Source organism: Streptomyces sp. NPDC006174 (genome assembly GCF_040614075.1).
Classification (GTDB): Bacteria; Actinomycetota; Actinomycetes; order Streptomycetales; family Streptomycetaceae; genus Streptomyces.
In genome coordinates this window covers 124,205-144,756 of sequence record NZ_JBEXTJ010000013.1, presented here as the reverse complement: position 1 = coordinate 144,756, position 20,552 = coordinate 124,205, and the positions used below count along the sequence as shown (strand labels likewise).

The window sequence follows — 20,552 nt, the reverse complement described above, 5'->3', positions numbered from 1 at the left end:
GTCGAACAGTCCGGACAGGGTGAGCGCCTGCCCGATCCCGTACGTCTATGCAGGAAGCCGGTCCATGTAACCGAACGGTGGCCGGAGGGTGACCTTCCCGTGGCCTGGCACGGGCGGAGGGTGACGGGGTCACTCCGGTGAGGAGCCTTCTTCCTCTGCGGAGTTGTCGGTGGACGGGACGTAACCCCGGTCCTTGTCCACCACGTTGGGCAACGGACCACCATCCGCCCATAGTTCGTACATCGCCACGAACTGCTCACCGAGCCGGTCACGCCAGCCGACCGTGTCGCCGCTCAGATGCGGCGAGACCAACAGTCCCGGAACGTCCCACAACGGGCTCTCCGGGCCCAGCGGTTCATCGGCGAACACATCTAGCGCCGCGCCCGCCAGCCAGCGCCGGTTCAGCGCCGACACCAGGTCAGCCTCCACCACGCTCGCGCCGCGCCCCACGTTGATGAACCGGGCCGACGGCTGGAGCAGCCCGAAGAAGCGGGTGTCGAACATGCCGTACGTCGACGGCGTCAGCGGCACCGCCGAGATCACCCAGTCCGCGCGCGCCGCCAGCGGTCCCAGGTCCGCGATGCCGTGGATCGTGCGCCGGGCGGTCCGGCCCACCAGCGCCACCTGGACGCCCAGGCCGTGCAGCAGCCGGGTGATCTCGCGGCCGATCGGCCCCGCGCCGACGACCACCGCCCGCGAACCGGCGACCTGCCGGCTCTCCCGGTGGTGCCAGCGCCGCTCCCGCTGGAGGGCGAGGGTGGTGGGCAGGTCCTTGGCGAAGGCCAGCACCAACCCGGCCACGTACTCCGCGATCGGCCGCTCGAAGACGCCCCGCGCGTTGGTCAGCACGGTGTCGGAGGCCACCAGCTCCGGACAGAGCAGCCGGTCCACACCCGCGCTCGCCGTATGCACCCAGCGCGGCCGCGGCCCTCCGCCGGGCCAGGCCTCCCGTACCGCGTCGGAGGTGAAGTCCCACACCAGCAGCACATCGGCGTCCGGCAGCCGGGCCGCGAGACCCGCCGCGTCCGTGCGCACCACACGGGCCCGGCCGGTCAGCCGGCCCAGGCGCGGGGACGGATCGGCGTCGAGGACGAGAACGACGGGTTCCGGCATCGGTGGCTCATCACTCCGCAACGTCGCAGGCCGGCGTAGGTACAGGCAGGACCATGATCTCCGTACCGACCACGCTCGCAGCCGCTCCCGCGCCCGTCAACACGGCCCGTGCCGCACCCGGCCCACCCGCCGTCGCCGGGCCTCCGGGGGAATACTTGACAGAGCCAGGGGCACCAGTGGCTTTCCGCGTCCGACGCGAAGGAAGGGTGAACATGACCACGACCGTAGGACTTCTCTACCCGGGCCACGCCGCCGAGGACGACTTCCCGCGGATCGAGATCACGCTCGACACGGACATCAGGCTGCCGCTGTTCTCCACCGAGGTGGCCGAGGACTCCTACCGGCGGGGCTCGCTGCTGGAGTCCGGTGCGCCGGACCGGCTCGCCGAAGGCACCGAGGAGCTGCGGCTCGCGGGCGCGGAGGCGCTCGTCTGGGCGAGCCCCGGCGGCAGCTTCGTGTACGGCTGGGCCGGCGCGCACAACCAGATCGCCACCCTCGCCCGGAGCGCGGGCCTGCCCGCCTCCAGCACCGGCTTCGGCTTCGTCCACGCGGTACGGGAGCTGGGCGCGTCCCGGGTCGCGGTCGCCGCCGCCTGGCCGGAGGACGTCACCGTGCTCGTCGCGGAGTTCCTGGTGGCGGGCGGTGTGGAGGTGGTGGCCTCGCACAGCGCCGGCCTCGCCACGGACGCCGAGGTCGCGGGGCTCGGGCCGGAGCAGGTCAAGGAACTGGCCCTCGCCGCGGACCATCTGGACGCCGAGGTGCTGCTGCTCCCGGATGCGGCCCTGCACACCGCCGCGTCCATCCCGGAGCTGGAGGAGGCGGTCGGCAAGCCGGTCCTCACGGCGAGCCAGGTGAGCGTCTGGGAGGGCCTGCGGCTGACCGACCGCCGCGTCTGGGCCCCGACGCTCGGCACGCTCTTCGCCGCCCGCCGTCCGGCACCGGGCACGGTGGAGCCGAAGGGCATCGAGGTACGGGAGTGACGACGCCGGGCCCGCTGCCGCCGCCGGAATAACCGGAGCCATCCTCCTGTTGTACGTGCCCGACACCCGTACGCCTCCGACGGCGCGTACGTACGACGAGCACCACCGGGAGAGGGCCGACACGTGGACGAGATCCGAGGCGGGAACACGGGCGACGGAACGGACGTCGACGGAATCCGGGGTACGGCGGCGGGCACCGCCTCCGTACCGCTCTCCGTGCTCGACCTGGTGACCGTGGGCCAGGGCCGCACCGCCACCCAGGCCCTGCGCACCGGCGTCGAGATCGCCAAGCTCACCGAGAGCCGCGGCTTCCACCGCTACTGGGTCGCCGAGCACCACTCCATGCCCGGCGTCGCCTCGTCCTCGCCGGCCGTGATCCTCGCGCACATCGCCGCCCACACCGAACGCATCCGGCTCGGCTCCGGCGGCGTCATGCTGCCCAACCACGCACCGCTGGTGATCGCCGAGCAGTTCGGCACGCTGGAGGCGATGGCTCCCGGCCGCGTCGACCTCGGCCTCGGCCGGGCTCCTGGCACCGACGGCGCGACGGCGGCGGCCCTGCGCCGCAGCGACCGGCTCAACGAAGGCGCCGATGACTTCCCGCAGCAGCTCAGTGAGCTGATCCGGTTCCTGGACGACGACTTCCCGGACGGACATCCGTACGCCCGCATCCACGCCGTACCGGGTCCGGTCCAGGCGACCGCCGACGGCGGTGTGCAGTCCGCGCACCGGCCGCCGGTCTGGCTGCTCGGCTCCTCCGGCTTCAGCGCCCGGCTGGCCGGCACGCTCGGCCTGCCGTTCGCCTTCGCGCACCACTTCTCGGCGCAGAACACGATCCCGGCGCTCGACCTGTACCGCAGCTCCTTCCGGCCCTCCGCCGTGCTGGACGCCCCGTACGCGCTGATCGGCGTCTCCGCGCTGGCCGCCGACGACGAGCGCGAGGCCCGCCGCCAGGTACTGACCGGCGCGCTCTCCATGGTGCGGCTGCGCACCGGCCGGCCCGGGCTGATCCCGAGCCCGGAGGAGGCGGCCGCGTACGACTTCTCGCCGATGGAGCGGGAGTTCGTCGACGGCTGGCTCGCCAACGTCGTCCACGGCACCGCCGACGAGGTCCGCACCGGCCTGGACGACCTGGCCAAGCGCACCGGCGCCGACGAGCTGATGATCACCGCCAACGCGCACGGCGGCGACGCGCGGCTGCGCAGCTACGAGCTGATCGCGGACGCGTACGGGCTGCCGCGCGGCGTCTGAGCCGCAAGCCGTACGGGCTGCCCGCCGCCTAGGGGAAGTCTGACGATTGGGCGCGCGTCGCCGACCCGCGCGGAATGGTCAGACACCCCCTAAGGGGTCTCGGCGGTCGGCCGGGCCGTGATCAGGGCCGCGATCAGTTCCGGCGCCACGGCCCGCGAGTACAGCCACCCCTGCCCGGTGTCACAGCCGATCCGCCGCAGCCGCTCCGCCTGCCCGGCCGTCTCCACGCACTCCGCGGTGACGGTCAGCCCCAGGCGGTGCGCCAGCTGCACCATCGCCTCCACGATCGTCTCGTCGGCCGGGCTCGGGTGCGTACCGTCCTCGTACCGGAAGCCCTTCACGAACGCGCCGTCCAGCTTCAGTACGGAGACCGGCAGGCGGCTGAGGTAGGCGAGGTTCGAGTAGCCGGTCCCGAAGTCGTCGATGGCGATCCGTACGCCCATGTCGCTCAGCGCCTGGAGCGCGCGCAGCGGACGGCCGCCGGAGCCCATCACCGCGGACTCGGTCAGCTCCAGCTGGAGCAGTCCGGGCGCGAGGCCGGTCTCGTTGAGGATCTGTGCCACGTCCGCCACCAGGTCGGAGTCCCAGACCTGGCGTACGGCGACATTGACGCTGATGAAGAGCGCGGGCTCGTCCGGGTGGTCGAGCTGCCAGCGGCGCGCCTGGCGGCACGCGGTGCGCAGGATCCACCGGCCGAGCTGGACGATCGAGCCGTCCTCCTCGGCGATCCCGACGAACCGATTCGGCGAGAGCACACCGAACTGCGGGTGGTTCCAGCGCACCAGCGCCTCCACGCCGCGCACGACTCCGTCCGCCATGCCGACGAGCGGCTGGTACTCCAGCGTGAACTCGCCGCGCTCGACGGCGGGCCGAAGGGTGGAGGAGAGCGCCTGGCGGGTCATGCGGTGGGCGTTGCGCTCGGGGTCGAAGAGCGTCCAGCGGGCCCGGCCGTCGGCCTTGGCCCAGTACAGCGTGGTGTCGGCGGCCTGCATCAGGCCGGTCGGCGAGGTGCCCGCCACCGGCCGCTCCACCACGCCGATCGAGGCGGAGACGGAGAGCCGGTGGCCGGCCAGGTCGAACGGGTGCTGGAGGGCCGCCAGGACCGAGCGGGCCAGCTCGGTGAGTGCCTCCGTACCGCCGGAGTCCTCCACCAGGATCGCGAACTCGTCGCCGCCCATCCGCGCCACCAGCCGGCTGCCGCCCGGGCTGCGGCTCGCGTCGCTCTCGGCGCAGTCGTTGAGCCGGCCGGCGACGGCGGCCAGCAGCCGGTCGCCGATCCGGTGGCCGAGCGTGTCGTTGATGGCCTTGAAGCCGTCCAGGTCCAGGTAGCAGAGCCCGATCCGGCCGTGCCGCGGGAGCATCGAGTCGTCCTGGTACGGCGGCGTCTCCAGGGCCACCGAGAGCCGTTCGAAGAACAGCGTCCGGTTGGGCAGCCGGGTCACCGGATCGTGCATCTGGAGGTGGCGCAGCCGGTCCTGGAGCTCGCGCCGGTCGCTGATGTCCGCCACCGTCAGCAGGACCCGCGCGGGCTCCGCCGCCGATGTGCCGGTCATCGGTACGACGGTGACCTCGGCCCACAGTGTGCGGCCGTCGGGATGTTTGAGGCGGCGGGTGCAGCGGAACCGGGAGCGGCGGCCCTGGAGCACCTCGCGGTAGGCGTGCCAGGTGCGGTCGTCGGAGGCCAGGTCCACCAGCTCGCACGCCTGCCGGTCGGCCAGCGAGCCCGGCGTCGTGCCGAGGAGGCCGCCGAGCGCGTCGTTGGCCCGGACGATCCGTCCGCCCCGGCCGTCCACGACGGCCATCGGGAGCGTGGCGGCGTTGAAGGCGGCCCGGTGGTCGCGCAGCTCGGCGGCGGCGGTGTCCGCCGGGTCCCGGAGCGGTTCGGTCGGCGGTGCCGTCGGCGCTGTCGTCCGGCGTGCCGTATGACGCTCCGTGACCGGTGGGGCCACGGTATCCGGGGATGTGCCTGCCGGGGCCCTGGGCCCTTCGGAGGTTCCGCTCACCGCTCGCTCCCGCTGTGAAGGTTGTCGTGAACAGGTGGGGTCGGTCAGGGCACCGGGTGGTGAACCCGTGAAGGGGCCCGATCCACGCGGGAAAGCGTGGTGAAGCATAGAGGGTGGCGCGTCGGGCGTTCCAGCTCGCATCCGGCCACTGGTTGTGCGAACGGCCGGTCTGTGTCGTTCCGCTTTGCCCACTCCTGATGGTTTCTGAGCGGTTCTGTTGCATCCGGGTGTCGATCCGACCGACGGTGACGTTCCGTGAAGGTCTGGGCTGTGGTGGCGTCGAGCGGTAGAACCTGCGACCGGTGGGGCTGCTGTGACCCGTGTGGGGCAGTACAACAGGACGCATCCGCCTGAACCGGCACAGGGTGGACGACACGTACCGCGTTCCCCAGCCGGAGGTCGATGTGCAGCGTGAGCCCGGGCCCGGGGGAGCGGAGCGGCTGAGGCTGCGCAGTCTCGCGGCCGCTCTGACCTCCCTTCTGGCGCTCGCCGCCACCTCGCTCGTCGCCGGCCCCGCCGCGGCCGCCGTACGCGACGCCGCCCCGTGCGAGCTCCGCAGGACGGAGGCGCACCACTCACTGGGCCTGGACAGCTGGAACGGCGCCTACCCGCAGCCCGACCGCCACCTCGACGCGGTGATGATCTTCCTGTCGTTCCCGGACGCCGAACCCGTCCTCACCCCCGAGGTCCTCACCGCCGACCACTTCCCCGCCACCACCCGCTTCTTCGAGCGCGCCAGCTACGGCAGATTCACCCTCCGCCCGCACCCGCAGCGGGCCTGGACCCCGATGCCGCGCGCCTCCACCTGGTACGGCATAGAGCGCGACTGGGACGCGAAGAAGCGCACCGCCTACCTGCGCGACGCGATCGCCGCCGCCGACAAGGACGTCGACTTCTCGGCGTATGACATCGTCTACCTGGTCGCCGACCCGGACGCGCCGGGCGTGGACTCCGACGCCACGAAGGTCGTCAACTTCGACCGGCCGCTGCGCGCCGACTCCACCGACATCCGGCGGGTCGTCACCGTCTTCGAGCAGCACCCGCCCGACCGCAACGTCCTGGCGCACGAGACCGGGCACGTCTTCGACCTGGCCGATCTCTACCACCGGCCCACCGACGGCAAAGGCGACTGGGACACCTACGTCGGCGACTGGGACGTCATGGGCAGCCAGTTCGGCCTGGCGCCCGACCTCTTCGGCTGGCACAAGTGGAAGCTCGGCTGGCTGGGCGGGCCGCAGGTCGTCTGCGTACGCGGCTCCGCCGATCTCAGCCTCGAACCGATCGCCGCCGCGCCCGCGCCCGGCGGGTCGATCGGGACACGGCTCGCCGTCGTCCGGACCGGCGAGGACAGCGTCCTGGCCATCGAGGCCCGCGGCGCCACCGGCAACGACCGCGGGACCTGCACCGAAGGCATCCTGATCTACCGGGTCCGCGGCGGCACGGCCTCCGGCGGCGGCCCGGTCGAGGTGATCGACACGCATCCGGAGACCGGCTCCTGCTGGGACCGCTCCGTCTACCCGCCGCTCGCCGACGCGCCGCTCCTGGAGGGCGAGACCTACACGGTGCCGGGCGAGCGCACCCGCGTGGAGGTCGCCGACCGCACGCCGTCCGGCTCCTGGACGGTACGGATCACGGCCGGAATCTGAGTCGCGTACGCCGCGAAAAACGAAGAAGCCCCTCGCTTCCGCGAGGGGCTTCTTCCGTCGGTGCGCCGTCAGGGACTCGAACCCCGGACCCGCTGATTAAGAGTCAGCTGCTCTAACCAACTGAGCTAACGGCGCCTGCTGACGTCGTAGACATTAGCACCCTGATCCGCCCGAGGAAAAATCGAATGCCCGGACCCCTGAGCCACCGCCGACCGGCTCACCCGGACACAGGCCCAGAGCAGCACATCGGGTCCGGGCAGCCACGGGTCACGGGTGTCCGGAGCCACCAGCCAGCGCGGCCCGGAACCACCGGACGGGCAGGTCAGCGGCGGTACGGTGACGGCGTCGCCGGTGCCGTGACAGAGCAGCGGCGGCACCTCACCGCGCTGCGTACCGCCGCCCGAACCCCACTCCTCCCAGGCCAGCAGCGACGGCAGCCGCTGGGCCGTTCCGGGAGCGGCGAAGAGCAGCATCCGGCCCCGGTGCACGGCCACCGGACCGGTGCCGGGGCCCTCGGCCCAGAGCCGCTCCACCATCCGCCGCCCGAACAGCGTCGGCACGTTCACGACGTCGAACTGCGAGCCGCATGGCAGCACGCCGGGCGCGGACGGGCGCTCCTCCCACTGCGCGAGCGTGGAGCGCGGATAGGCGGAGGCGTCGGCCAGCCAGGCGGCACCGGCGGCGGTCACCTGCGCGGCGTGCGCTCCGGTCTGGTCCCGCAGCAGGGCGAAGATGTCGACGGCGTGGGGCGCGGCGGGGCCGGCCTGGAGGGTCGTTTCGTCTTTCAGCCAAGCGCTCATGGAGAGAAGGTCTACCGGGAGTGACGGAGCTGATTCCGAGAGTTGCCGGAAACCGGGACAGGGCCGGAGCGGAAGGAGTATCTTGCCCACCCGGAATATGCCACGGGACCTGACCTCCGGCCTGAGAGCATCCTCCGGCCCGTCCACGCGCGGCTCAGACGTTGGACGCGTCCAGCAGCGATCGTCCGAACTCGATCATCTTCTTCGCGTAGTCCTCGGTCCACTCCGCGCGTTCCGCGACATCCGCCGCCGTCAGCCGGTCGAACCGGCGCGGATCGGCGAGCTGCGCCGCCGCCATCGCCTGGAACTCCACCGAGCGGTCCGTCGCCGCGCGGAAGGCCTGCGTCAGCTCGGTCGCGCGGGCCAGCAGCTCACGCGGGTCGTCCATCGACTCCAGGTCGAAGAAGTGCTCCGGATCGGCCACCGCCTCCGACGGCTCGAAGAGCAGCGGCGCGGGACGCAGCCGCTGCCGTTCGTTCCGCTCGGACTGTGTCATGTGCTGTTCCTTCCTCTGGCGGCCCCGGACGGCCACCTTCCATTGTCCAACCCGGCGCAAGAGGGCCGGAGGGCTTGCGGCGGCCGGGGTCCGTCGTCCTGGATTTCCGTCACGGCTTCCACCGCACCCGGTGCTCGGCGAGGTGGGCCAGCACCGCGTGGTTGGCCTCCCAGCCGTCCGGGAACTTCACCGTGACGCCGAGCTGGACCGGCTCGGTCGACGGGTGCTCGTCCAGCAGGTCCGCCACGCCTTCCCGGCAGACCACGATGCAGGCGTGCCGGTGGCGCGAGGCCAGCACGCACAGGCGGCCCGTCTCCAGGTGGAAGGCGGTCGCGTCCGGGCGACCGGACAGCGGGTGCAGAACCACCGTGACGTCGAACTCGCGGCCCTGGAGGCGGTTGGCCGTGTCCACCGCCACTCCGGTGACGCCGAGCTCCGCGAGCGCCCCCCGCACCGCCGCCGCCTGATCGCGGTGGGCCGTGCCGACCGCCACCCGGTCCGCCGTCACCGGAACGGGCTGCTCCGCCCGCTCGCTGGTGGCGACACCGCCTCGGTCCAGCAGCCGGCGGACCACCAGCGCCACCGCCCGTACCGCCTCCGGGTCCGTACGCGGTGTGTGCCGGGCCGGCAGCTCCAGCAGCCCCCACCCGGCCTCGGCCGCCTCGTCCAGCACCCGGTCAGGCCCCGAGCCGTCCGACGCCACCCCGAACGAGAGCTTCCGGTCCCCGTGGTCCGTACCGCTGCGGAACGGTGTGTACGGGTAGAACGCGTTCGACACCAGCGGTGCCGCAGAGGCCGGAAGCCGCCAGGAGACCGGCAGCCGGTGCTGCGGCAGCTCCGGATTGTGCGCGAGCAGCGTGGAGACCGCGCTCGCGGACGGGTCGTAGCTCAGCCCGGCCCACTGGTCCGCGCCGACGATCGAGAACGGGTCCAGCTGTCCCGGGTCGCCGACGAACAGCGCCCGCTCGAACAGCCCGGCCACGGCCAGCAGCGCGTCGGAGCGCATCTGGTACGCCTCGTCGACGATCGCGTGACCCCACGGCTCCACGTTCTTCACGTGCGCCCACTTGGCGGCCGTCGAGATCACGATGTCCAGCCCGGCCAGATCGGCCGCCTTCGCCGACTTGGTCACGTTGTCCAGGCCGTCGAGCACCTTGTCGTACGGGTCGGACTCGCTGCTGTGCAGCCGGCCCACCGGCAGCTCCGGCTCCTTCTCCGCCAGCCGCACCACCAGGTCGTCCACCTGCGCGTTCGTCTGCGCGATCACCATCAGCGGATGGCCGGCGGCGGCCAGCTCCAAGGCCGCCCGGACCACCAGGGTCGACTTCCCGGCGCCGGGCGGTGAGTCCACGACGATGCCACGGGCGGAGCCGCGCAGGGTGTCGTCGAGGATCGCGCCGGTCGCCCGCGCCGCCTCCGCACCGGGGTCGAAGCCGACGGTCACAGCAGGTCCTCCGGGGTCACGGGGTCGGGACGCTCGGTGCGCGTGGCGGCGTCCGCGCCCGGCGGACCGCCGTGGGTCCACGGGGTCTCCTCCGGGTCCGGGAGCTTCGGCCCGCCGCGCTGGTCGTGCTCGAACAGGGTCCAGGCGAGCCGCTCACCAGGCTCCGGCAGCGAACCGGGCGCGGGCTCCTTGCCGCGGCCCATCCGGTCCATGATCCGCAGGACGAGCAGGATCTCGCCGTCCTGGTCCGCGTCTTCCTCGGACCGGACGAACTCCGCCGTCTGCGGCTTGCCGCCCAGCGAGCGGTACACCTTCGTCCGCTCGCCGAGATGCGGACGCTCGTCCGTGCGGAGGGTGACCAGCGGTCGCGGAGAGGGCCGCTTGGACTCGGTGTACGCCATCTCGACCTCGGTCACCTCCGCCAGGAACGCCTCGCCGGCCAGCCGCCGTCCGGCCAGCACCAGCGGGTCGTCCAGTGCCTCCTGCGCCTCCAGCTGGGCCTGCGCGGTCTCGCGGGAGGCCAGCTTCTGCGCGGCCGTCACCGCGTCGTCGCGGCGCGGCTGCGGTGGTTCGCCGGAGCTGACGCGGTCCCGGTGCGCGGTGAAGGACCAGCGGTCACGGGTCCAGCGGTCCTCGGCCCGGGATCCTTCGGGCAGCTCGCGCAGCAGGTCGAGCCCCTGCCACACCTTGTCCCAGGTCGGCAGCATCACCTTCGCGAGGAGGGAGCGGATCTCGCGCTCGGCGTTGCTCAGTTCGCCGAGGCGTCCGTCCGCCGAGAGCCCGTCCTCGGCCGCCGCGAACGCCTGACGGGCCCGGTCGTACCTCTCGATCGCGGGAGCGAGGAGCCGGTTGTCGAAGTCCGGGTCGGTGGCGGGCCCGGCGGGCGGGCAGAGCAGCTGCCTGTCCTCGTCGCGGGCCAGCTCGGCGCGGAGCGCCTCCTCGGCGCCGGAGGTGCCGCCCGGCGGGTCGATCCAGGCGAGCAGCGCACCCAGGTGCTGGTCCTCCAGGCTGCTCTGGCCGGTCGCCCAGTGCCGGTTCAGCAGGTCCGTGGCGGCCAGCAGCAGCGAGGAGCCCGGGACCCGGGCCCGCTCGCCGTAGTGCGTGAGCCAGCGGCCGAGCAGCGGGACGCGGGCCGGGGCCGGATACGGCGTCTCCGGGTCGTCCTCGGCGGTCCGGCGGAACCGCATCGACCGGCCGAGCAGCCGCACGAACTCGATGCCCGCCCGGCTCGGCACGATCAGCTGCGGCGCGTCCGTGCACAGCTCGACCTCCACCTTGGTCTTCTTGCCGGTCGCAGGATCGGTCTCATTGCGTTCGGCGGGTTCGACCACGTCCGCGTACGCCTCGATGTGCGGAAGGACCGCCTCCGCCAGCTCGGCCAGGAACGCGAACCGCAGGTCACGGTCGCGCGGCTGCGCGACGGCCAGGAGGCGGGGCTGGTCGCGGTCCGTGCCGACCAGCGCGCCGAGCGGAGCTCCGGCCTCGCCGGCGGTGGTGAGCGGCACGAGGACGAGCGGCCGGCCGGTGAGGTGGCGGTGGCGGACGGTCGCCAGCGGCTGCGCGCGGCCCGAGTCGACGGCCTCCAGCCGGGCGAGCGTGGTGATCAGCGACATGGGGCGCCCGCCTCTTCCGGCACCTGTCCGCGCACGGCCGCCGCGCTCTCCAGCGCCTCGGCCCGCAGCGCGGCGGCCCGGCGCAGCGCGGCCACGGTCGGGTCGGCCGGGTCGCCTTCCTTGCCCGCGGCGGCGGCCAGCACTCCGGCCACCGTGGTCAGCCCGCCCAGCTCGCCGCGCACGCTCCGGCCGAGCGTCTCCACCGCACCCTCGGCCCGGGACCGCGCCCGGCAGTGGAAGGCCAGCTCGCAGGCGGCCAGGCACTCGGGGGCGTAGGCGGCGGTGACGGAGGAGACGGCGGACTCCAGCTCCTGCGGTGAGCAGGCCGGGTCGAAGGTCGTCCCTTCCGGGAGGGCGTCGGCGATGTCCTCGATGCGGGTGAGGCGCGTCAGCTGGCGGCGGGTGACGGCGCGCTGCTTGCGTACGTCGACGACGGAGGCGGTCGGCAGGTTGGAGAAGTCCTTCGGACAGACCAGCAGCACCTGGTGGCCGACCTCGGCGCCCTCGGTCATCGATGCGACCCGCTCCAGCGCCAGCACGTACACCGCGGCCTGCCGGGCGGCGGCGCCGACCTTCGCGGCGTCGGCGGAGGCGTCGATCATCGGGAACGACTTGATCTCGACCACGGTCCAGCGGCCGTCGGGATGGACCACCACCGCGTCCGGCTCCAGATAGGCCGGAGAGCCCGCCACCTCCAGGGCCAGCATCGGATGGTCCAGCAGCGCCCAGCCACCGGCCGCCGTCGCCTCCCGCAGCGCGAGCGCGGTGCGCGCGGCGCGGCCCTCGGGACCGGCGGCGCTCAGGTCGGGCGTGGCGGCGTCGGGGCCGGGAGCGGGGGAGGAGCCGCCGAGCCGTTCGTACAGCAGGCGCAGCAGCTCGGCTCCGCCGTCCGCCTTGACCTTCGCCTCGAACGCGTTGCCCCGCATGAACGCGAACTGCGACTGCCCGAACGGCGCGGGAGAGCCGAGCGCGGTGGCGAGCACGCCTTTGTCGACCCCGGCGCCGTCGAGCAGGGCGCGGCGCTTGCAGCCCGGGTTGGCCGCGAGAGCGGCGAGCGCGCGGGCGTCGAGCGGGTGCGGTGCGACGGAGGGGCCGCGCAGCTCAGCGAGCCGCTGCCGGAGCGTCGTCGTTGGCCGAGGCGCCGGTCGCTGCGCCTGGGCCCGCGCCGTCGGCTGCCGCGTCGGGGGAATCTGCGGAGGAGGTCCGCTGGCCGGGGATTCGCTCACCCGCGGAAGTCTTGCATCCGGCACTGACAATCGGGGACTTCACGGGCTCGGAGGCCGTGACGGCGGTGGCGAGGACGGTCCGCATCCGGCCCTTCACCCGGTCGGCCAGCCGGATGACCGGCCTGGTCAGCAGGGCTCCGAGCCCCATTACGGCGGCGCCGGCGACCGCGTCCAGGAAATAGTGGTTGGCGGTGCCCATCACGACGATCGTGGTGATCAGCGGGTACGCGATGCCGGCGGCCCGGAGCAGTGGGTGCCGGGCGTGGCGCCACAGGAGGATGCCGCACCACAGGGACCAGCCGACGTGCAGGCTCGGCATGGCCGCGTACTGGTTGGTCATCCCGCTCAGCCCGCGCGGGGCGCTCGCGCCGGCGCCCCACCATCCGTACGCGCTGTACTGCGCCATCGTGTCGACGAAGCCGTGGCTCGCGTCCAGCAGCCGGGGCGGGCAGGTCGGCACGAGGGTGAAGCCGATCAGACCGAGCAGGGTCGAGTTCATCAGCCAGACCCGGGCCGCCCGGTACGCGGCCGACCTGCGCCGGAACATCCAGATCAGGATCGCCGGAGTGACCAGGTAGTGCAGCGTGGCGTACGCGAAGTCGGCGGGTATGCCGATGGACGGGGTGGTGGTGAAAAGACGATTCAGTGGATGCTCGGCGTTGAGGTACAGCGCCTGTTCGAAGCGGAGGATCGCCAGACCGTGGTCGACCGCCGTCGACACGTCTCCGCGCACCAGGAGCCGGCCCACCGAGTACAGCCCGTACACCACCGCGATCAGTGGGAGCTCCGTCCACCAGCGGGGCCGGTGACCGGTCGCGGGCAGGGCGGTGGCGTGCGGCATCCGGTGGCTCCCCCATGTTCATGCGGCCGACGGCGGACGTTCAACCGTAAGGCGGCGGTCGGCCGCCCGCTCCCCCGGGGCCCCCTTGCGGGACGCCCTCCTCGCAGCCTGCCCCGTCGTGGCTCCGGTACCGCGGCGGCGTAGGGCTGCGCAGTGAGGGACGTCGGTCCGGCCCCGGAGGTTGCCTGCCGGCCCGGTACGGGATGATGGACGGCCCAGCACCACCGTTCCAGGGAGAGCCTTCATGGCACCGCGCATCCTGCTCGCTCGGCACGGCCAGACCCAGTGGTCGGTCCAGGGCAATCACACCGGCAGGACGGACATCCCGCTCCTGGACACCGGCCGCGCGGGTGCGAAGCGGCTCGGCGAACGGCTGCACCGGGAGCCGTGGGCCGGGCTGCCCGGCGTCGAGGTCCGCACGAGTCCGCTGGTCCGGGCCTCCGAGACGTGCGAGCTGGCCGGGTTCGGTGAGCGGGCGGAGGCGTGGGACGCGCTGATGGAGTGGGACTACGGGGCGTACGAGGGGCTGACGCCGGCGCAGATCAAGGCGGACCGGCCGGACTGGCTGATCTGGCGCGACGGTGTCCCGGACGGCGAGAGCCTCGCGGAGGTCACCGGCCGGGCGGACGAGGTGGTGGCCTGGGCGCGGTCGGCCGACCGGGACGTGCTGGTCTTCGCCCACGGCCACATCCTGCGCGTGCTGGCCGCGCGCTGGCTGGGCGAGGACATCGCCTTCGGCGCCCGCCTGCGCCTGGAGCCGACGTCGCTGTCGGTGCTGGGGTGGGCGTACGGTGCGCCGGCGATGGAACGCTGGAACGACACGGGCCACCTGGAGACCGCCTAGGCCCGTATGGCGCCCCCGTCCGGCGTGCGCTGCGCCCACCCCAGCGTGTGCGGCGCCCACCCCAGCCCGTCCGGCGTTCGAGGACGGAACCGTCGCTGGGGTGGGCGGCACCCTTCCGGATCCCGTGGCGCGGGAGAGCCATGCATGCACCCGGAACGTGCTTACCGGTTCCGTCCTCGAACGCCGGACGGGCTGAACATGCCCCGGTCCGGGCAATAGAGGCCCACCCAGGCACGGTCAACGCCGGACAGGCCCAAGACGGCCCCGACGGGCTCAGGCCGGCAGGGACTCCCGGTGGCGGGTCAAGAATGACGACGCCGCCGACCCTCCACCCGGCCGGGCCTCCAGCACTCGCGCTGCCCCCGCCACCATCCCCCGAATCCGCGAGGACCGGACCCGGTCCAGCAGGTCCAGCACCTGGTGGCCCGTCGCCGCCGCCTCCTCCACCCGACCCGCCCGCGCCAGATCCCCCGTCAACTGCGCCCGGTACAGCGCCTGGTTCCGGGTGAAGTGCGCGTCCTGGAGCGCCGCCGCCCGCCGCCCGTGCCGCGCCGCACGCGACCAGTCGCCCAGCGCCGACCAGCACTGCGCCTCCAGCAGCTCCAGCTCCGCCTCCCGGAAGAAGCTCATCCACTCCGGGTCACCACCCGCCGGCCCCCGCTCGAACGCCGCCCGAGCCCGCCCGATCGCCCGGTCGCACCCCGTACGGTCCCCGAGCCCCGCCCGGCCTCCCGCCTCCCGCAGCGCCAGCAGCGCCAGCAGCTGTGGCGAGCCGAGCGTGCGGGCCGCCCGCTGTCCGGCCTCGGCCGCCCGTACCGCCTCACGCGGCCGTCCCGCGTCCCGGGCCAGGAACGACGTGTTGCAGAAGGCGTGCGCCTCAAGACCCGCGTCGCCCGCCAGCCGCGCCGTCGCCAGCGCCTCCGCGTAGTGCGAGCGCGCGTCGTCGAACCGCCCGGAGTCATGGGCCAGCCACCCGACCGAGATCGCCAGCTCACCCGCGCCCGCGTGCAGCCGGTCCGCCGTGGCACGCCGCGTCGTGGTCCCGGCGTCCAGCAGCTCGTACGCCGCCTTCAACGGCCGCGCCGCCTGCCGGTAGAGGCCGTCGCCGCCGTGCCGGTCGTCCAGTACGCGGATCCGCCGTACCGCCTGCTCGACGGCGTCCACCTCGCTCTCACCGACCCGGCGCTGCGCGGGCAGAGAGATCTTGGCAGCGGAGGCGGGCGTTCCGCCGAGCCCCAGGGAGGCGGCGGCCACCGTGGCCGTACCGCCCATCATGAACACGCGACGCAGCACGTCGCTCTCCTCGTCGGTGTGATGGGACGCGTCCGGTCCGGCGGCTGCGGGGGGCCCGGAGACGACCCGCGCGCCTCGGCCCCGTACGCTCTCGCGGGCCGAGAACCCCAGGTCGGCCAGAGAGGTGCCGGGGAACATGTGCAGGAAGACCCGTTCGTACGCGTAGTTGGGACAGCGGATCTCGCCGGACTCCACGCGTCCGATATACCGGGCGTCGCAGGCGACCTGCTCACCGATCTCGCGCGCCGCTCTGCGGACGGCGGCCGCGAACTCTCCCGCGGAGCGCTGTCCGCGCAGCTGGCGGAAGACGAGGTTGGGAACTGCCCCTGTCGACACCATGGCCGGCCCCTCTCTGGTGCAAGCGGTGCAAGTGGTGCAAGTGGTGCACGTCGCGCTGGCCGGGTCCTGCTCTCCGGTGTCCCGGCGGAGCAAGAACGTACCTGCTGTGACCGGGAACACACGCGGCGATTCTCCGCATATACGTGCATCTCACCCGCGATCCGCCATGAACTGCCACCCTTTGCGGCGGTCCGCTCCCGTAGCCCTTGACGCTCCGCCACCGTTGGTCCATGTGGAGACGGAGTGTGGCTCCGTTCGGCGATGAGAGGAGGGGTTCCCTTGCTGCACATCGGCATGGAGACCGGCTCACGGACGACCGCGACGAACCCGACGACGACCACGACCCCCACCCCCACCCCCACCAAGGACCACGCACCGGCCCTCGCATCGGCCGAGCAGTCCTGCGACCTCGTCACCGTCCCCGCCCGCCAAGGGCTGGAGGCCGTCGACATCCTCCGCCGCGGCCGGGACCAGGAGGCCGTCGGCCCGGTCCTGCACAACGGCGCCTGCGACACGCTCGGCTTCCTCGTCCCGCCCGGCACCGCCGACGGCTGGGACGTACCGGGCAGCGCCTGTACGCGGACCGACGGCCGAGGACTGCGCCTCCCGGCGGGCCCGCCGCCGGCCGCCGGTGCCGGCTGGCTGCTCCCGCCCGCCGAGGACGCCCCGGTCACCGACCCGGCCGCACTCCGCGCCGCCCTCGACCTGGCGGCCCGCCTGCTGGAGGCGGCCGACGGCTGCAACTGAGCCGGCACCCACCACCGGAGCCCATAATGGCCGTACGGGCGGAACCTCCGCCGCTGCCGGTATCCCGGGCCCCCACCAGCAAGGACCAGCGCACGTGGCACGTCGAGGAGCGCCGGCCGGAGGCAGGAAGCAGCAGCAGGACCGCCGAGGCGGCCGGAGCGAGCGCGAACCTTTCTCCGGCCCCGTCGACAGCGGTCTCGCCGAGCTCATACCGGACCGCGAGCGGCCCGACGGCTGGACGCTGCTGCTCGACGGCGCCCCGCAGTCCCACGTGGACCTCGGCGACCCGGCGTACCTCTCCTTCGCCTACCAGCGCAGGCTCGGCCACATCATCGACCTGACCGCGCCACCGCTCCAGCCGCTGCACGTCCTGCACCTCGGCGGCGGCGCCTTCACGCTCGCCCGGTACACCGCCGCCACCCGCCCGCGCTCCACCCAGCAGGTCGTGGAGGTCGACGCAGCACTCGTCCAGCTCGTCCGCGACCGGCTCCCGCTGGACCCGCAGGCCCGCGTCCGGGTCCGGTCGGCGGACGCCCGCGCCGGGCTGGCCAAGCTGCCGGACGGCTGGGCGGACCTGGTCATCGCGGACGTCTTCAGCGGCGCCCGCACGCCGGCCCACCTCACCTCCGCCGAATTCCTCACCGACGTACGCCGGGTGCTGAAGCCGTCGGGCCAGTACGCCGCCAACCTCGCCGACGGTCCGCCGCTGGCCCATCTGCGCGGCCAGGTGGCCACGGCCGCCGCCGTCTTCCCGGAGCTTGCGCTCGCCGCCGATCCCGTGGTATGGCGCGGCCGCCGCTTCGGCAACGCGGTCCTGCTCGCCTCCGCGCTGCCGCTGCCCGTCGCCGAGTTCACCCGCCGGGTGGCGAGCGACCCGCATCCGGGCCGGGTCGAACACGGGCGGGCGCTCACGGACTTCACCGGCGGCGCGGCGGTCGTCACGGACGCGGTCGCCAAGCCGTCACCGGCACCGCCGCCGTCCGTCTTCGAGAAGCCCTGAGCGAAGGGCCTACGGTTCGACGACCTGCACCGTCGGCGGCGTCCCGTTCCAGGTGCAGAAGACCGAGTACGTCTTCCCGTCCTCTCCGCCGCCGTCGCTGAAGTCGACCCGGATCCAGGCGTCGTTCGTCCACACCTGCATCGACCAGCCCGGCTCCGGCGTCGCCGAGACCAGCTTCGCCGAGCTCTTGCCCAGCTCGAACACGACCCGGCCGCCGTCGGTCCGGTACCCCTTCACCTCACCGGAGTTCGCGGCCACCGTGGACGGCGCGGGCGGCTTCGGCGGGGCGCTCGACGGCGTACGGGAGGGGCGCGCGGTGGACGGTGATGGGCTCGGACTGCTGCTGCGCGCCGAGGGTGACGGCGAGAGGGAAGGTGACGGCGAGGTGCGGTACGTGGACGAGACGAGCGGCTCCTCGGTGGACTGGCCGATCCGCTGCGGTGCGCCGCCGCCCACCGAGACCGGCACGGCCCGCGGCGGGTCGTACGCCGTCCCCGTCATGACCGTGTGCACACCCCACCACGACAGCGTGACCGCCGCGCCGGTGGCGAGCGACCACGCGAGCGCGTGTACGAGTCCTCGTTGCATCGGGCACATCCTGCACCACGCGCACCTGGACTGTCCCCTCCGGTACCTTCCGTTCCGGCTCCGGCCCTCTCCTGTTCCGGCCTTTGCGGAGGTTTCCGGCGGCGGCGGGACCGGGGCCGCGACCATGGCGTACGGTGCCGCCCATGGCAAGTGTGCTCGTGGTCGAGGACGACCAGTTCGTACGTTCCGCCCTCATCCGGCACCTCAGTGAGGCCTCCCACACGGTACGGAGTGTGGGCACCGCGCTCGAAGCGCTGCGCGAGGTCGCGCACTTCCGCTTCGACGTGGTCATCCTCGATCTCGGCCTGCCCGACCTGGACGGCGCCGAGGCGCTCAAGATGCTGCGGTCCATCACCGACGTACCGGTGATCATCGCCACGGCCCGGGACGACGAGAGCGAGATCGTCCGGCTGCTCAACGACGGCGCCGACGACTACCTGACCAAACCTTTCTCCGTGGAGCACCTCTCCGCCCGGATGGCCGCCGTGCTGCGCCGCTCACGCGCGGCCGGGGACCAGGCGCCGCCGCCCCGGGTCATCCGCGTCGGCGGCCTCGCCATCGACCCGCTGCGCCGCCGCGCCGAACTGGACGGCACCGAACTCGACCTGACCCGGCGCGAGTTCGACCTGCTGACTTTCCTCGCCGGACGTCCGGGCGTGGTCGTCGCGCGTAAGGAGCTGCTGGCCGAGGTCTGGCAGCAGTCGTACGGCGACGACCAGACCATCGACGTCCACCTCTCCTGGCTCCGCCGCAAGCTCGGGGAGACCGCCGCCCGGCCGCGCTATCTGCACACCCTGCGCGGCGTCGGCGTGAAGCTCCAGCCGCCCGCCGACGCTCCGGCCGTGGAGCCGCCCGCATGAGGTGGGCGCTGGTCAAGGTGTGTCTCGCCGTCACCGCGATGGTGGTCATCGCCTTCGCCGTACCGCTCGGTCTGGTGATCCGGGAGATGGCCAGCGACCGGGCCTTCTCCGACGCCGAGCGCCAGGCCGCGATGATCGCTCCGGCGCTCTCCATCACCACCGACCGCGAGGAGCTGACCCGGGCCGTCCTCTCCACCGAACCGGGCGACCGGGGCCGGCTCGCCGTCCACGTCCCGGCGCCGGACAAGGCGGCGGACGGAACCGTGGGCGAGGCGCTGGACATCGGCACCCGGCGCGCGACCCCCAAGGACGTCGAGACCGTACGGAAGGCCGGCCGCGCCTCCATCACCGAGGTCGCCGGCGGCTTCGCGCTCCTCCAGCCCACCGCGCTCTCCACCGGTGACATCGCGGTCGTGGAGGTCTTCGTCCCGGAGGGCGAGGTCTCCAACGGGGTCGCCACCGCCTGGCTGATCCTGGCGGGCGTCGGCGTGGCCCTCATCGTCGGCTCGGTGGCGGTCGCGGACCGGCTCGGCGTCCGGATGGTCCAGCCCGCCCAGCGTCTGGCGGGCGCCGCTCAGGACCTGGGGGAGGGGCGGCTCGCCACCCGGGTGCCGGAGGAGGGGCCCACCGAACTCCGGTCCGCCGCCGTGGCGTTCAACTCCATGGCCGACCAGGTCGTCCAGCTCCTGGCCAACGAGCGCGAGCTGGCCGCCGACCTCTCGCACCGCCTGCGCACCCCGCTCACCGTCCTCCGGCTGAACGCGGCGTCGCTCGGCGAGGGCCCGGCGGCCGACCAGACCCGGGCGGCGGTCGAGCAGCTGGAGCACGAGGTGGACACGATCATCCGGACCGCCCGCGAACAGCGCCCGCAGACCCAGGGCGTGCAGACGGGCGCCGGGTGCGACGCCTCCGAGGTGATCCGCGAACGCATGGGCTTCTGGTCGGCGCTGGCGGAGGACGAGGGCCGGAAGGTGCGGCTCGCGGGAGTGGACCGTACGGTACGCATCCCCGTCGCCCGACCCGAACTGGCCGCCGCTCTCGACGCGTTGCTCGGCAACGTCTTCCGCCACACGCCCGAAGGCACCGCCTTCGCCGTCGACGTCCACCACAGCGGCGAGGCGGTCATCGTCCTCGTCTCGGACGCGGGCCCCGGCATCGCCGACCCGAAGGCGGCCCTGGCCCGAGGCACCAGCAAGCCGGGCGCGGTCGGCTCCACCGGCCTCGGCCTGGACATCGTGCGCCGGGTCGCCGAGTCCACCGGCGGCGACCTGCGCATCGGCCGCTCCGTGCTCGGCGGCACGGAGGTCCGGATCTGGATCGGCCTGCACGGCACCGACCCGGAACGCGGCCGCCGCGGCCACGGCCGCCGGGTCACCCGCCGCTTCGGCCGCCAACGCCGCAAGGAACCCCGCACCACGGCCGGTCCCGGCGCCCATCATTAACCCGCTCCCATGCGTTCCTTAAGCGC

At 73.5% G+C, this 20,552-nt stretch carries 18 protein-coding genes and 1 tRNA gene; 8 read left to right on the top strand and 11 right to left on the bottom strand.

Going from position 1 to position 20,552, the window contains the following annotated elements; translation table 11 throughout:
- Nucleotides 1-129 precede the first annotated feature (129 nt).
- Nucleotides 130-1,113 (bottom strand): D-2-hydroxyacid dehydrogenase, encoded by a 984-nt coding sequence (locus ABZ267_RS26980; RefSeq protein ID WP_356751448.1) that lies wholly within the window; start codon nucleotides 1,111-1,113, stop codon nucleotides 130-132.
- A gap of 212 nt (nucleotides 1,114-1,325) precedes the next feature.
- On the opposite strand from ABZ267_RS26980, the gene ABZ267_RS26975 reads away from it, so the two are divergent.
- Both ABZ267_RS26975 and ABZ267_RS26970 read left to right on the top strand, forming a co-directional pair.
- Nucleotides 1,326-2,093, top strand: a complete 768-nt coding sequence (locus ABZ267_RS26975) for a decarboxylase (RefSeq protein WP_356751446.1) — start codon at nucleotides 1,326-1,328, stop codon at nucleotides 2,091-2,093.
- A gap of 123 nt (nucleotides 2,094-2,216) precedes the next feature.
- Complete coding sequence (locus tag ABZ267_RS26970; RefSeq protein WP_356751444.1) at nucleotides 2,217-3,344, top strand: LLM class flavin-dependent oxidoreductase; 1,128 nt, start codon at nucleotides 2,217-2,219, stop codon at nucleotides 3,342-3,344.
- Nucleotides 3,345-3,433: 89 nt separating this feature from the next.
- Here the strand turns inward: ABZ267_RS26970 and ABZ267_RS26965 are convergent, their stop codons facing one another.
- Nucleotides 3,434-5,347, bottom strand: coding sequence for an EAL domain-containing protein (locus tag ABZ267_RS26965; protein ID WP_356751442.1), 1,914 nt, complete (start codon nucleotides 5,345-5,347; stop codon nucleotides 3,434-3,436).
- A gap of 404 nt (nucleotides 5,348-5,751) precedes the next feature.
- On the opposite strand from ABZ267_RS26965, the gene ABZ267_RS26960 reads away from it, so the two are divergent.
- The gene (locus ABZ267_RS26960; RefSeq protein WP_356751440.1) at nucleotides 5,752-6,993 is read left to right on the top strand and encodes a M6 family metalloprotease domain-containing protein; all 1,242 of its coding nucleotides are present in this window, start codon (nucleotides 5,752-5,754) and stop codon (nucleotides 6,991-6,993) included.
- 61 nt (nucleotides 6,994-7,054) lie between these two features.
- Here ABZ267_RS26960 and ABZ267_RS26955 read toward each other — a convergent pair.
- The 7 genes from ABZ267_RS26955 to ABZ267_RS26925 all read right to left on the bottom strand — a co-directional run bounded on the left by ABZ267_RS26955 (nucleotide 7,055) and on the right by ABZ267_RS26925 (nucleotide 13,413).
- A tRNA-Lys gene (locus ABZ267_RS26955) sits at nucleotides 7,055-7,128 on the bottom strand.
- A complete protein-coding gene (locus tag ABZ267_RS26950; protein WP_356751438.1) occupies nucleotides 7,119-7,793 on the bottom strand; it encodes a bifunctional DNA primase/polymerase in 675 nt (224 codons plus the stop codon). The genes ABZ267_RS26955 and ABZ267_RS26950 overlap by 10 nt, the downstream gene beginning before the upstream one ends.
- 154 nt (nucleotides 7,794-7,947) lie before the next feature.
- On the bottom strand, nucleotides 7,948-8,289 hold the full coding sequence (locus ABZ267_RS26945; RefSeq protein WP_356751436.1) for a hypothetical protein: 342 nt from the start codon (nucleotides 8,287-8,289) through the stop codon (nucleotides 7,948-7,950).
- 109 nt (nucleotides 8,290-8,398) lie between these two features.
- Entirely contained in the window at nucleotides 8,399-9,733 is a 1,335-nt protein-coding gene (locus ABZ267_RS26940; RefSeq protein ID WP_356751434.1) for an AAA domain-containing protein, read from the bottom strand.
- A complete protein-coding gene (locus tag ABZ267_RS26935) occupies nucleotides 9,730-11,346 on the bottom strand; it encodes a hypothetical protein (RefSeq protein ID WP_356751432.1) in 1,617 nt (538 codons plus the stop codon). Before ABZ267_RS26935 ends, ABZ267_RS26940 begins: the two co-directional genes overlap by 4 nt.
- Entirely contained in the window at nucleotides 11,337-12,536 is a 1,200-nt protein-coding gene (locus ABZ267_RS26930; RefSeq protein WP_356751540.1) for a hypothetical protein, read from the bottom strand. Before ABZ267_RS26930 ends, ABZ267_RS26935 begins: the two co-directional genes overlap by 10 nt.
- Nucleotides 12,448-13,413, bottom strand: a complete 966-nt coding sequence (locus ABZ267_RS26925; protein WP_356751430.1) for a phosphatase PAP2 family protein — start codon at nucleotides 13,411-13,413, stop codon at nucleotides 12,448-12,450. The genes ABZ267_RS26930 and ABZ267_RS26925 overlap by 89 nt, the downstream gene beginning before the upstream one ends.
- Before the next feature lie 244 nt (nucleotides 13,414-13,657).
- On the opposite strand from ABZ267_RS26925, the gene ABZ267_RS26920 reads away from it, so the two are divergent.
- Nucleotides 13,658-14,257 carry a histidine phosphatase family protein gene (locus tag ABZ267_RS26920; RefSeq protein ID WP_356751428.1) on the top strand — a complete coding sequence of 200 codons (600 nt, stop codon included), beginning with the start codon at nucleotides 13,658-13,660 and terminating at the stop codon, nucleotides 14,255-14,257.
- 273 nt (nucleotides 14,258-14,530) lie between these two features.
- On the opposite strand, the gene ABZ267_RS26915 is transcribed toward ABZ267_RS26920, so the two are convergent.
- On the bottom strand, nucleotides 14,531-15,889 hold the full coding sequence (locus tag ABZ267_RS26915) for a tetratricopeptide repeat protein (RefSeq protein ID WP_356751426.1): 1,359 nt from the start codon (nucleotides 15,887-15,889) through the stop codon (nucleotides 14,531-14,533).
- Between the two features lie 279 nt (nucleotides 15,890-16,168).
- Here ABZ267_RS26915 and ABZ267_RS26910 point away from each other — a divergent pair, with 279 nt between their 5' ends.
- The gene (locus ABZ267_RS26910) at nucleotides 16,169-16,636 is read left to right on the top strand and encodes a hypothetical protein (RefSeq protein ID WP_356751424.1); all 468 of its coding nucleotides are present in this window, start codon (nucleotides 16,169-16,171) and stop codon (nucleotides 16,634-16,636) included.
- A gap of 94 nt (nucleotides 16,637-16,730) precedes the next feature.
- Nucleotides 16,731-17,636, top strand: coding sequence for a fused MFS/spermidine synthase (locus tag ABZ267_RS26905; protein WP_356751422.1), 906 nt, complete (start codon nucleotides 16,731-16,733; stop codon nucleotides 17,634-17,636).
- A 9-nt stretch (nucleotides 17,637-17,645) separates the two neighbouring features.
- Here the strand turns inward: ABZ267_RS26905 and ABZ267_RS26900 are convergent, their stop codons facing one another.
- Nucleotides 17,646-18,224 carry a hypothetical protein gene (locus tag ABZ267_RS26900; protein WP_356751421.1) on the bottom strand — a complete coding sequence of 193 codons (579 nt, stop codon included), beginning with the start codon at nucleotides 18,222-18,224 and terminating at the stop codon, nucleotides 17,646-17,648.
- Nucleotides 18,225-18,367: 143 nt separating this feature from the next.
- On the opposite strand from ABZ267_RS26900, the gene ABZ267_RS26895 reads away from it, so the two are divergent.
- Nucleotides 18,368-19,084: a response regulator transcription factor gene (locus tag ABZ267_RS26895; RefSeq protein ID WP_356751419.1), complete on the top strand. Its 717-nt coding sequence runs from the start codon at nucleotides 18,368-18,370 to the stop codon at nucleotides 19,082-19,084.
- Nucleotides 19,081-20,526, top strand: coding sequence for a HAMP domain-containing sensor histidine kinase (locus ABZ267_RS26890; RefSeq protein WP_356751417.1), 1,446 nt, complete (start codon nucleotides 19,081-19,083; stop codon nucleotides 20,524-20,526). The genes ABZ267_RS26895 and ABZ267_RS26890 overlap by 4 nt, the downstream gene beginning before the upstream one ends.
- The last annotated feature ends 26 nt before the right edge of the window (nucleotides 20,527-20,552 follow it).

Bases quoted from the DNA above. Each gene is read 5' to 3' on its own strand.
- ABZ267_RS26945 (WP_356751436.1), bottom strand. From the start codon at position 8,289: ATGACACAGTCCGAGCGGAACGAACGGCAGCGGCTGCGTCCCGCGCCG.
- ABZ267_RS26895 (WP_356751419.1), top strand. From the start codon at position 18,368: ATGGCAAGTGTGCTCGTGGTCGAGGACGACCAGTTCGTACGTTCCGCC.
- ABZ267_RS26925 (WP_356751430.1), bottom strand. From the start codon at position 13,413: ATGCCGCACGCCACCGCCCTGCCCGCGACCGGTCACCGGCCCCGCTGG.
- ABZ267_RS26980 (WP_356751448.1), bottom strand. From the start codon at position 1,113: ATGCCGGAACCCGTCGTTCTCGTCCTCGACGCCGATCCGTCCCCGCGC.
- ABZ267_RS26915 (WP_356751426.1), bottom strand. From the start codon at position 15,889: ATGGTGTCGACAGGGGCAGTTCCCAACCTCGTCTTCCGCCAGCTGCGC.
- ABZ267_RS26950 (WP_356751438.1), bottom strand. From the start codon at position 7,793: ATGAGCGCTTGGCTGAAAGACGAAACGACCCTCCAGGCCGGCCCCGCC.
- ABZ267_RS26920 (WP_356751428.1), top strand. From the start codon at position 13,658: ATGGCACCGCGCATCCTGCTCGCTCGGCACGGCCAGACCCAGTGGTCG.
- ABZ267_RS26975 (WP_356751446.1), top strand. From the start codon at position 1,326: ATGACCACGACCGTAGGACTTCTCTACCCGGGCCACGCCGCCGAGGAC.
- ABZ267_RS26900 (WP_356751421.1), bottom strand. From the start codon at position 18,224: ATGCAACGAGGACTCGTACACGCGCTCGCGTGGTCGCTCGCCACCGGC.
- ABZ267_RS26935 (WP_356751432.1), bottom strand. From the start codon at position 11,346: ATGTCGCTGATCACCACGCTCGCCCGGCTGGAGGCCGTCGACTCGGGC.
- ABZ267_RS26890 (WP_356751417.1), top strand. From the start codon at position 19,081: ATGAGGTGGGCGCTGGTCAAGGTGTGTCTCGCCGTCACCGCGATGGTG.